General features: G+C 46.6%; 10 protein-coding genes. 3 read left to right on the forward strand and 7 right to left on the reverse strand.

Annotated elements, in window-relative coordinates:
* Positions 1 to 23 precede the first annotated feature (23 nt).
* Positions 24 to 386, reverse strand: coding sequence for a YtxH domain-containing protein (locus tag ACNAZ4_RS10230; RefSeq protein WP_415814251.1), 363 nt, complete (start codon positions 384 to 386; stop codon positions 24 to 26).
* A gap of 292 nt (positions 387 to 678) precedes the next feature.
* On the opposite strand from ACNAZ4_RS10230, the gene ACNAZ4_RS10235 reads away from it, so the two are divergent.
* The 3 genes from ACNAZ4_RS10235 (at position 679) to ACNAZ4_RS10245 (ending at position 2,803) form a co-directional block, all read left to right on the forward strand.
* Positions 679 to 2,034, forward strand: coding sequence for an alanine/glycine:cation symporter family protein (locus ACNAZ4_RS10235; protein ID WP_415814252.1), 1,356 nt, complete (start codon positions 679 to 681; stop codon positions 2,032 to 2,034).
* A gap of 95 nt (positions 2,035 to 2,129) precedes the next feature.
* Positions 2,130 to 2,354, forward strand: coding sequence for a DUF1128 domain-containing protein (locus tag ACNAZ4_RS10240; RefSeq protein ID WP_214707596.1), 225 nt, complete (start codon positions 2,130 to 2,132; stop codon positions 2,352 to 2,354).
* Positions 2,355 to 2,488: 134 nt separating this feature from the next.
* A complete protein-coding gene (locus ACNAZ4_RS10245) occupies positions 2,489 to 2,803 on the forward strand; it encodes a hypothetical protein (protein WP_415814253.1) in 315 nt (104 codons plus the stop codon).
* Between the two features lie 388 nt (positions 2,804 to 3,191).
* Here ACNAZ4_RS10245 and ACNAZ4_RS10250 read toward each other — a convergent pair whose 3' ends face one another.
* The 6 genes from ACNAZ4_RS10250 to ACNAZ4_RS10275 form a co-directional block, all read right to left on the reverse strand.
* Entirely contained in the window at positions 3,192 to 3,773 is a 582-nt protein-coding gene (locus ACNAZ4_RS10250) for a molecular chaperone TorD family protein (RefSeq protein ID WP_415814254.1), read from the reverse strand.
* A 52-nt stretch (positions 3,774 to 3,825) separates the two neighbouring features.
* The gene (locus ACNAZ4_RS10255) at positions 3,826 to 6,924 is read right to left on the reverse strand and encodes a molybdopterin-dependent oxidoreductase (protein ID WP_415814255.1); all 3,099 of its coding nucleotides are present in this window, start codon (positions 6,922 to 6,924) and stop codon (positions 3,826 to 3,828) included.
* Positions 6,914 to 8,206, reverse strand: a complete 1,293-nt coding sequence (nrfD, locus tag ACNAZ4_RS10260; RefSeq protein WP_415814256.1) for an NrfD/PsrC family molybdoenzyme membrane anchor subunit — start codon at positions 8,204 to 8,206, stop codon at positions 6,914 to 6,916. The genes ACNAZ4_RS10255 and nrfD overlap by 11 nt, the downstream gene beginning before the upstream one ends.
* A 12-nt stretch (positions 8,207 to 8,218) precedes the next feature.
* Positions 8,219 to 9,106 (reverse strand): 4Fe-4S dicluster domain-containing protein, encoded by an 888-nt coding sequence (locus ACNAZ4_RS10265; protein WP_415814258.1) that lies wholly within the window; start codon positions 9,104 to 9,106, stop codon positions 8,219 to 8,221.
* A gap of 24 nt (positions 9,107 to 9,130) precedes the next feature.
* On the reverse strand, positions 9,131 to 9,331 hold the full coding sequence (gene tatA / locus ACNAZ4_RS10270; protein WP_125480352.1) for a twin-arginine translocase TatA/TatE family subunit: 201 nt from the start codon (positions 9,329 to 9,331) through the stop codon (positions 9,131 to 9,133).
* Between the two features lie 374 nt (positions 9,332 to 9,705).
* A complete protein-coding gene (locus tag ACNAZ4_RS10275; protein WP_415814259.1) occupies positions 9,706 to 10,683 on the reverse strand; it encodes an NERD domain-containing protein in 978 nt (325 codons plus the stop codon).
* Positions 10,684 to 10,838: the final 155 nt, after the last annotated feature.

Genomic DNA, 10,838 nt, shown 5'->3' on the forward strand with positions numbered 1-10,838 from the left:
ACTTCCCTGCTTCTGCCTTTCCGTCATTCTTGTCCATCTATATGCTGGTTTGTACCGCCTGATGCTGCTATTTTCCTCAGAGACTCTTTCGTCCCTTTCACCAATTCGGTAATCTGGGGCGGCACATCCTTGATCTCTTCGACTTTTTCCGTGATAAATGCGACGTCCTCTGTTACTTGTTCCACTGTTGTCCGCACTTTATTCACCTTTTCTTTCATGTCTTCGATGAATTCATTCGGATTTTTTACGACATACGCAACTCCACTCGATACCTTACTGAAATCCTTTTTTACCGCCTCGCGGGTTGATTTTTCCAGAAGACTTACCGCACCCCCGGCTACTGCACCTAAAAACATCCCCATCCAAAACCTTTTCGAACTGCCCATCTTTCTCCTCCTCAAATCTTGCTTCTCATTTCGCAGACTCCTTGCCTGCCATCTACCTAACATTTTCCACGATAGCTGCCACTTCATGCAAGCCAGGAGAAATTTTTTTCATATCCAAAGAAAGCAATTCTGAAAATGAATAACTTTTTTTGCAGCATGAAATGCCTTTGGAACAGTAAATCCAGCGTTTATTCAAAGATTTACCTGATGGTTATCGCTTGACTCAGATTAATTATCAGAATATTCTTGTTAGAGAACATTTTACGAAGATAATTTTATAAGGGGGCACAACATGACATTTGAAGATTGGATTGGAAAAATAAGCGGCTGGGTTTGGGGTCCCCCTCTCTTGATTTTGCTTGTCGGGACTGGAATCTACCTGACCTTCCGCATTGGTTTTCTGCAGATGAGGCTGCTGCCTTATTCACTTAAGCTTGCTTTTTCGAAAAAACAGGATAAACGTTCTGAAGGAGATATTTCTCATTTTCAGGCGTTGATGACGGCACTTGCCGCAACAGTCGGCACAGGTAATATCGCCGGGGTGGCGACGGCGATTTTCACAGGCGGACCTGGCGCTGTCTTCTGGATGTGGATTACGGCCTTTTTTGGAATGGCCACGAAATATGCGGAAGCTGTCCTGGCTGTTAAATACCGTGTTGAGGACAAGGACGGCGAGATGTCCGGCGGCCCGATGTATTATCTTGAACGCGGGCTTGGGCAAAAATGGCTCGGGGTGTTATTCGCACTATTCGGCGCGATTGCGGCTTTTGGAATCGGAAACTTGGTTCAGTCGAACTCAGTAGCAAGCGTCGTACAGTCGACGTTTTCAGTGCCTACATGGGTTACCGGACTTGTGTTGACCATTTTTACTGCTCTTGTCCTGATTGGCGGAATCAAGAGCATCGGAAAGGTTACCGCGCTGTTTGTACCGGTGATGGCCGGGTTCTATCTGCTGGCGGGCCTAGTCGTCATGATTCTGAACTTTGACCTTGTTCCTGCAGCTATAGGACTTATTTTCAACGATGCATTCACAGGCGAAGCCGTTGCTGGCGGTGCACTCGGAACGGTCATCCGCATGGGTGTTGCCCGCGGTGTCTTCTCGAACGAAGCCGGGCTTGGATCCGCACCAATCGCTGCTGCTGCGGCCAAAACGGACTTGCCTGGACGCCAGGCACTCGTGTCGATGACCCAGGTGTTCATCGATACCATCGTCATCTGTTCCATCACTGGCATCACCATCGTCATGGGCGGCTTGTATACTGGCGATACGACGGCAGCTGACCTGACCTCAGCGACCTTTGGCAAGTTCCTAGGACAGTCAGGCTCTGTGATCGTCGCCGTTGGACTGTTGTTCTTCGCGTCATCGACGATCATCGGCTGGTCTTATTACGGAGAAAAGTGCTTCTCCTATTTATTCAGCAAGAATGTAATTTTTTACTACCGCATCGCATTTGTCGCTGCTGTGTTCGTCGGCGCGATTTCCCAGCTTGAAATTGTCTGGGGCGTCGCCGATGTGATGAATGGCTTGATGGCCTTCCCGAACCTGATCGGGCTCCTCGGTTTATCTGGTGTTGTTGTAGTGGAAACGAGGAAAATCCTGAATACGATTAAGGAAGAGAAAAAAGAGGATAAATCGTTAAGCGCGTAATGATAAATCCGGCGTAAACTGGCGCCGGATTTGTAATTGACTTTTTTTGACGGACGTGGAAAGATGGTTGTACAACCATTGAGAGGATGAACGGAGTGGACTTGACTAAAAATTCCCCTGAAAACGTTGATTACATGATTGAAAAGATTAAGGAAAAATTGAATGTCATGAACCTCGGCGCAATTAAATCGACACATTTTGACGGCGAGATGTATGAAGAACTGAAGGAAATCTACGATATGATCATGCGAAAAAACACTTTCAGCCCGAATGAAATGCAGGCAATCGCCGAAGAGCTGGGAAACTTGAGAAAGCAATAATGGGAACAGGCACAGGACATGATCCGGTGCCTGTTTTTTTATAATCTGAGAAAAATGTCAAAACTTTTTTGTTTCCACTACGCATATATTGTTATACGATAGTGTTATTAATTTTCGAAGGGGAGTGAGGAACCGTGAAAAAGCTGACTATGTCCGCGCTCAGCCTGTTCATCCTGATCTTACTTGCCCACGGAACCCTTCCTGCTGAAAAAACCTTAGCTGTTGGCGCCAAATCAAAAGTCATTCTTCCAATGGAACAAATCCATGAAGAACTGCCAGGTCCTGATTTGGATGATAAAAAAATCCCCTTCATTCAATATGCATTTGTCCTTCTTTTATCAACAGTAGCCTTCACACTGAAAATCCACAGGGTCATAAGGTTTGAAAGTTTATTTTCATTCTTGACGGCAGTCTTTTTCCAATCGAATTATGTGATTAAGTCTCCTTGATGATCAAAATTAAAAATCAAGGAGGAATGGATATGTGGTTTCGATTCTTAATGATTGGGTTCTTTTCCCTGACAGCGTTCAGCTTTATGTTTTATCAGGGTGTAGAGTTTTATCAGGCTTTCATCGATATCTTCAAACAGAATAAGTAATCTTTAATAAAGGTTGTTTTCGTAAAGATTGTTGTTAAAATCCTAAAGCCGATTTTAACGTGATAATAAGCCATTTTGTAGTTCGGAATTAAGTGTGCAGGCTCTTGTCTCTAAATTGGCTTTAATTTTATGAAGAATTATATCTTTCAATCCAATTTTGTAGCCAAAAACAACAAAGTTTGAGAAAAGAGCCTTAATAAAAGGAAACGGTCTCCCTTACGGAGGACCGTTTCTTCATTTTATGCTGCCTCCATCCAGTCTTCGCTCATCACTCCAGCATAAAAGCTGAGAAACTCCTTGAAGAATGGAAGGGTAATTTTCGTATCAGCATTGTCGAGCAATGGCTTCAGAACCGGCTTGATGAATCGTGCCAGCATCTCTGCTTCTATTTCTTCAAGCTGCTGCAGGTTATCCATGTCGCCTTCTTTCTCTGCCTTGATTTCTCCCTGTAAAATCGAATTCATGAAGGCGGTCATGCTGCCAAAGTGATCCGGCAGCCGATCCTGCTCGAGCGGGAAGTAAAAAGCTGTTTTCTCATAAAGGCCGATCAAGCACAGCAGCTCATGCCTGCGGGCTTCTTCATCTTCATTTTTCTTCGTATAGGATGAAAAGTAAGGGGAGACAAAGTGAGCTCCCGGTATGAAAAAGTGATTGTCATACCAGAGCTGCACTTCTTCCCGATTGTAAAAGGAATGAAATGAGAGCTCCCTCCGCATTCCTTCAGGGATTTCGTTCATGAATGCTTCATAGGTATCCCAGTCACCCAGCCAGATGCTTGTCATGATATTCGCAATCGCCAGCTTTCCATATCGTTCTTCCATTATTGTCTCCACCTTCGTTTTTCAAGAAATTTCGAAGCTGCCTCCGATGTTGTTACGCTTTCTCCACGTCCACGAATACGTCCTGTTGTGCCGGACCTCCGATCAGCAAGTCTGCGAGATACCCTTCGAAATAGCTGCCATCACGGTCAGACAAAGCGTTGACGGAGAATCCCTGTCCGCGAGGCTTTGCATATCCGGATTCTTCATGGAGCGGTTTATTGAATTGATATCCAGTGTGGCCATAGCTGCCAGCCGGCTCGATTGTTTTGCCGTCTACTTTCACTGCCTTAGATCCGTATGCATCATGGCCGAAGCTGAAGTTCGCTCCGACGACACCCGGCTTGATTCCCGGCGTCACAAGCGCACGGCCTTTGACTTTTGAGTTATTGGACGAAATGTAGATTTCATCATCTGTCTTGATGCCTTTTTTCTTCGCGTCGATCGGATTGATCCACAGATAGTTTTCTGGCTTCACTTCACGCAGCCATGCATTGCCTTCCGTACGATGCGTTGCCATATTCCTAGATTTCCAGTTGATGAACTGGAGCGGCTTGTTCGGCTTATAGACTTCACCGTCGTATGTCTTGATTTCCTCTGCTACCGGCACGCCTTCAAAGAACTTGCCTGTGTAGGCACTCTTGAAGCCTGCTGCCTTTTCATCGTAAAAATAAACCTGTTTTGCCCACTGATACTTGAGTTTGTTGCCGATATATTCATCGCCTGCTGCCTCAAAGCGCCCGCCGCGGTTCAATACGTAAACGACCTTTTTCCATTCTTCCGGTTTGACGGCACTTTTGAGTTTCTGGATGTCGAAATACTTGCCGAGCGCCTTCTGCCTTGCTTTTTCAAAAATTACCAGTTCTTCTGCATTCGCGTCCTTGACCGGTTTCTCACCGTCAAAGGCAATATTCGCAATTCGTTTTAAGTAATAGTCTTCAGGAGTGTGTATCGCCGATCCATCAGCAAGAGCATTGTCCCCAACACCTGGAAGACCCATTCCTTTTAAGAGATCGATATAGACCTGTTCCGTTGGACGTGCGTCAGGAACCACTCTCGTCACCGGCTGGATGACACCTGCGAATTTATGCTTCAGGATCGGGAAGATGTCCTCTGAATTCCAGCTTTCAAGATAAGCGAGATCAGGCAATATGAAGTCCGCATATTTGGAAGTCTCGCCGATTGTGACGTCAGAAGCGACGACCAGCTCTACCACTTTAGGGTCCCGGATGAATTTGGCCTGCATTTCCGATCTTGGCGCAGCCATTACCGGGGAAGTCCTGTTGATCAGCAATGCCCGGATTTTGTATGGATAGCCTTCCGCAGAACTTGGAAGGACATCGTGGATCAGTTTATTGCCAAACGGATACCATGGCCTCTTTGCAGGATAGCCATCTTTTTCAAATAGAGTTGTTTTTTCATATGGAACCTTATGTCTTGTGACCGGGATGCCCCAGCCTGGGTTGGCATTTGGCACCGATACAAGATCGTAGCTGCCTTCGGTTGCTTTATATTTGGCGCCAAGGACGGTGTCGCCGCCCTTCCAGTCATGGTTGCCGACAAGGTGGTTCAGCATATTGATGGCCCGCACGCTGTAGTAGCCATTCGTATGCATCGCTGGTCCGCGGTAGGCATGGATGCCGACCTTTTTGCCGTGTGATGTGAAGTCCCTGGCAATCTGGACAATCTGGTCGACTGGCACATCTGCCTGGTTGGCGTATTCTTCGATTGTTTTTTCCATGACTCTCTCTTTAAAAATCCTGAAGACAGATTTCACCTTGATGCCGTTGATGGTTGTATCGATATCCAGGTCGCCATTTCGGGCTTTCGTATGCAGCACAGGCTTGCCGTTTTCAATGACAACAAACTCCTCGCCGCCGATGCCAAGCTCCTCGGCACGGATGAACGGACGCTTCTTGTCCCCGACATTGACAAGGAAGGATGCATCACTCCATGTTGTTTCGCCATCCTCATTCGCTGCTTCCTGATTCGGATTGCGCAAGTAAATATCATCGTAACGGTTATTTTCAATGATCCAGCGGCACATCGCCATGGCTAGCGCTCCGTCCCCGCCCGGTTTTACCGGTACCCAGACATGTGCTTTCTCTGCTGTCTTGCTGAAGCGCGGGTCGATGACGACCATCTTCATTCCGCGATCGATTGCATTGGTAATCTGCGGAGCGAAAGTAGTCGGCCCGCGGTTTGCGACCATCGGGTTTGTTCCCCAGATGATGACCATTTCGGCGTTGTCGTAATCAGGGATCATCCGTTTTTTCGGTTTTTCGGCGTCATGTGAGCGGACATTTCCCATTACACTGGTAATCCCACAATAGCCGCCATGGTCATAAAAATTTGCCGTACCAAGGCTGTTGACGGCCAGGCGCTCGATGAACTCGCGCCTGTGGCCTGCCATGACCGCAATCTGGTTCGCCTTTGGACCAAGGTCAGGATGGTTCGTATCAATCAGGACTTCCTTGTATTTTTTATCGAATTCAGCCTTCGTCATTTCGCCTGCTTTTAACTTATCCCAGTCAGCCATGACGGCAGCTTCCGGCACGTATTTCCACAATTCCTTCAAACCTGGTGTGCGCAGGTCCTTGCTGCCCTCGAGGATTTCCTTGTATGCCTGTTCCCAGCTGACTGTTTTCCAGACACCGCTGCCACGCTCACCGACACGCTTGAGCGGCTTCTGAATCCTGAAAGCATCATAGTTGGTCTGGATGCCTGCTTGCCCTTTCAGACAGGTACGTCCGCCCCGGAGGCCCCGTCCCATCTTGGCAACATTCCCGGTTCCTTTTACCGCCTGTGATACCGGTGTGTCATAGTTGATATGGCCGATCTGCACCATATTGATCGGACTGTACTGGTTGCCGGCGATCTTGCGGACGATTGAAGAGTAGGCTCCGCCAGCTGCCCCCGCTGTGATGTAAGTCTTGATTGTACAGGTCGAATTGCATTGCTGGCATGATGTGAAAATGACATTTTCAGCTGTATAATCCTGATAATCCGTACCGGTTCCGTGCGGTTCATCTGTCCAGACGCCACCCATGACCTGCTTGATTGGCCCGACGAATGCAGGACCGACAAAAGCGACCGCACTCAGCGTACCGAGCGCTTTTAAAAATCCACGCCGTTTCATTGGTTTATTTTCCATTATGGCTCACCTCGTCAGAAGTTTCTTCGATTGGCAGCAGCAGCTCGCCGAATGAATAAATTAACAGTCCCATTGCGACGACGCCGACGCTGACCATCCATTCCTTGATTGTTGGCGCGTAATTGCCCCATGGGAGCTCATGGAATACAGGCACCACCAATGGCGGAACAACGATGTTGAAGCGGACGCCGATGATCCCGATGACGATCAGGACTGCAGCACCAAGCAGCGCATTGACATTCTGGCTTGTTTTTTTCCAGAAAACGATCGTGATCGGAATCACAGCTCCAAGGAACATTTGCACGAACCAGAACGACCAGGCTTTTTCACTTGCCATCATCGTTGCCAGCGTATCCAGGTGCTCTGTCTCAAGACCGTACCAGCCGATCAGATATTCATAGAATTGAAGACCAAGGTCGATGATCAGGAACCCGACCATCAATTTTGCAAGAGAAACGACCATTCCCTGGTCAACCGGCTGCTTCTGCACTTTTTTCTTGATGACATACATCGCTAAAAGAAGGGCCGTTCCCGATACCATTGCTGATACGACGAAGATGATCGGGAATAAAGCGGTATGCCATGCCGGTCTTGCTTTTACAACAGCGAAGATGGTTCCTGTTCCGCCGTGGACCCCGAGAATCGCAAGCGGAATCCCGATCGTTCCAAGGATTTTCATCCACATATGGTCACGCTTTTTCGTAGCAGCATTGATGGTCGCATTTTTGAAGGTGATGAACCTTGCGATAAAACCCTTCAATGAGTTCGTTCTTGCTGCGCGGACAAGGTCTTCCCTCATCGCGATGTAAAGTTCAACAGCCAGGAGCCCAATATACACGAGATAAAAATGGACTTCCCAGGCGAGCGGTGAAGTGACATTCCAGTAGATGATCGCATTGAGCATCCGCTCCGGACGGCCAAGGTCCATCAGCACGAAGGTCAGCGCGACGATCATACAGACAATCGCGGTGAAAAGTGCCGCCTTCCCGACTCTCTCGTATTCTTCCATCCCGAAAACGTAGATCAGAGTCGACAGCAGGAACGAACCCGCACTGAGGCCGACGAAGAAAATGTAAAAAGCGATCCATGCTCCCCAGGGAGTGATGCTTGATAGATTCGTAGCAGCAAGCCCGGTGAAGAAGCGCTCTACGATGAAATACCCGCCGATCAAAAAGGCTACAGTCAGGGCTGAAATCCATATTTTAAAAGCTTTCGACACAGTGACATCGATTTTCGTTTTTGATGTGCTTTTCTCTTTTAAATCAACAGCAAGATTGGCCATCGCCAGTCCCTCCTATCTTAAATAAATGACATTCGGATGTGTTCCAAGCTCTTCCTTCAGGCGGAAGGCTCTTGGACTTGCAGCAAGCTTCGATACCACACTGTTCGGATCGCTGATGTCACCGAAGAAACGGGCATCGCCAATGCACGTTTCCACACATGCCGGCTCTTCGCCTCTTTGCAGACGGTGGAAGCAGAAGCTGCATTTACGGACAGTACCAATCGGGGTCTTGCCTTTTTCACGATTGTTGCGCTCGACGCCGTATTCAGGGCTGGTCACATCGTTATATCCCTGCATTTCCTGTTCGTAGCTTTCTCCAAAGTCGAAGGATCTCGCACCGTACGGACAGGCAACGATGCAATAACGGCAGCCGATGCAGCGGTCATTGTCGATCGCGACAATTCCGTTTTCCATTTTATAAGTCGCCCTTGTCGGACAAACCTGGGCACATGCCGGTTTATCACACTGCATGCATGGTCTAGGCAGGTTGACAGCCTTGATGTTTGGGAACTCACCTTCAAGTGATTCCATGACGACATTATAGGAGATGCCCGGCGGCGTCCTGTTCTCAGCCTTGCAGCTGACCGTACAAGTATCACAGCCAACACATTTTTTCAGGTCGATGACCATTGCCCATTTCGGACCGTCACCCTTCCTGATATCAGGGCCATCACCTGAAGCATAGTAATTGCCGAATTCCCTTGTCAGTGATAAAGAATAAACTTTATGGAAGTCTTCGATCTTCAGTTTGCCGCTGATGACCTTTCTGGCATCGCGCGCCATGTTCAGGCCAAGCTCAGTATCATACTGTGATTCATCCATTTCCTTCTTTGCATCCGGCAGCATTTTGTCGACGATTTTATCGTAATCCACCTTTTTCTCATTTGAAAAAAGACCCATTTTACGTCACCTCTTTTTATGCGTTTAGATTTCTTTCTTGATTTCCTTGATGTCATCCGCAATGTCGTCAGTGATATCACTAGTCAGCTCACGCGTCGACTTCTTGAATTCCTTCAGCGTCTGGCCGAACGCCCTGCCGATTTCAGGCAGCTTCTTCGGACCGAAGATGATCAACGCCAGAGTAAGGATTAAAATCAAACCAGGTACACCAATATTGGATAGCATGTTGCCACTTCCTTTTTTATTTTTCTTGCTTATTTATAATGCAAGCTGCGTGCCAACTTTTATGGCATCGGGTGATTTTAGGTAGGGTGGCAGATGGAAACCATGTGGGAGTAAGGCTCGTGGATTCGTGACACTTTTGTGAACGCGAAAAAGCGACCGACATCGAATTTTAGGTTCGATCTTGGCCGCTCTTTATGTGACATTTTGACATGGTGGTGCAATTTTGGCATGTGACATTTTGGCATGGTTTGCGGGAATGACATGGAACATTTTAGCGTGGCAATTCCCATTCTGGCATGTGATATATGGGATGGCAGTGCAATTTTTGCATGGTGATGAGGAAATGGCATACATTTTCGTGAGTTTGAGTTTGATTAATCCCATAGAGGGAAGTTCTTGCCCGGGGTGTAGATTCTTCCTTTTTTGCATCCAGTGCTATCAAGGTCCAGCGCCGAAAGCAGCCTTTTTGACTGGTGGATGGATGAAATGTGGAGGAAATCGGTGAATTGTCTGCTCGTAATTGCAGGACCAAAAATGATGAAGAAATCTCTAAGTGCATCTATTTGGGCATCCTTTGATAAATGACCGCATTTCCCACAAATCCAGCTGCCATAAATTTTTTTCATGCCGATCTGCTGGCACTCCGGACACTGAACTCCTGTCTGCACTTGATCCATTGGCAAGTTCATTGAAGGAATGTCAGGAATGTACGGTTCATGGCTTTTCAATAACAGCTTGGTGATTTTTCTGATATCTTTTACTGATAAAATCTCGTTATGATATTTGTCGCTAAAAGACTGAACCTTATAGGCGACAGCAGGAGTTTTACAAACCCTTATTCTTACATCCTGATTGTTCCCAGGATTCCTGATTATAGCCTGAGAGTTGCTGATAGAAACTAGGAATTCAATAGGAGGTGGGGAAAAATGATGTTTGATTAGGAAGGATTTCAATTGGGACGCCTGAGTTCTCGTTTGGAGGATGGGATCAGGATAGACTTTCTCAATTCCATTGAATGTTTGAAGCAAATAGTTAAATTCCGGATAGAAATCCAAAGTGCCAGCATAATTTTTCGAGTCAATGATAAGCATGAAGGTGTCTGATATCAAAAGGGAATCAATCTGGAAGTGGGTTTTATTATGGGGAATCCTTAAATCGTGTAAAATATAGAATCTTGTGTGGTCAAATTGCGATAAATGGTAATCTAGTTCTCTTTCTCCTTTATAACCTGCTAATTTTCTTGACAATTTGCTCTCAAGTTCTGATTGCAGCTGCGGATTCAAGGTGAATCTCCTTAAAATCGCCTTCAAAACAGTAATTTCTCTTGGAAAATCCCGATATTTTTCAATCAAGCACATCACTCCCTTTTATTTTTCCTCTATAATAATTCTCTTTTCGCATTTTAAATCCCTTTTCTCTGTTCTATAAAATTTTTATAGCGAGTTTTTTGTTTTTATAGCGAGTTTCTATGTTTTATAGCGACTTTTTCATTTTTATAGCGAGTTTT

It is taken from the genome of Mesobacillus thioparans (assembly GCF_965138835.1).
In the GTDB taxonomy this organism is placed as follows: Bacteria; Bacillota; Bacilli; order Bacillales; family Cytobacillaceae; genus Mesobacillus; species Mesobacillus thioparans.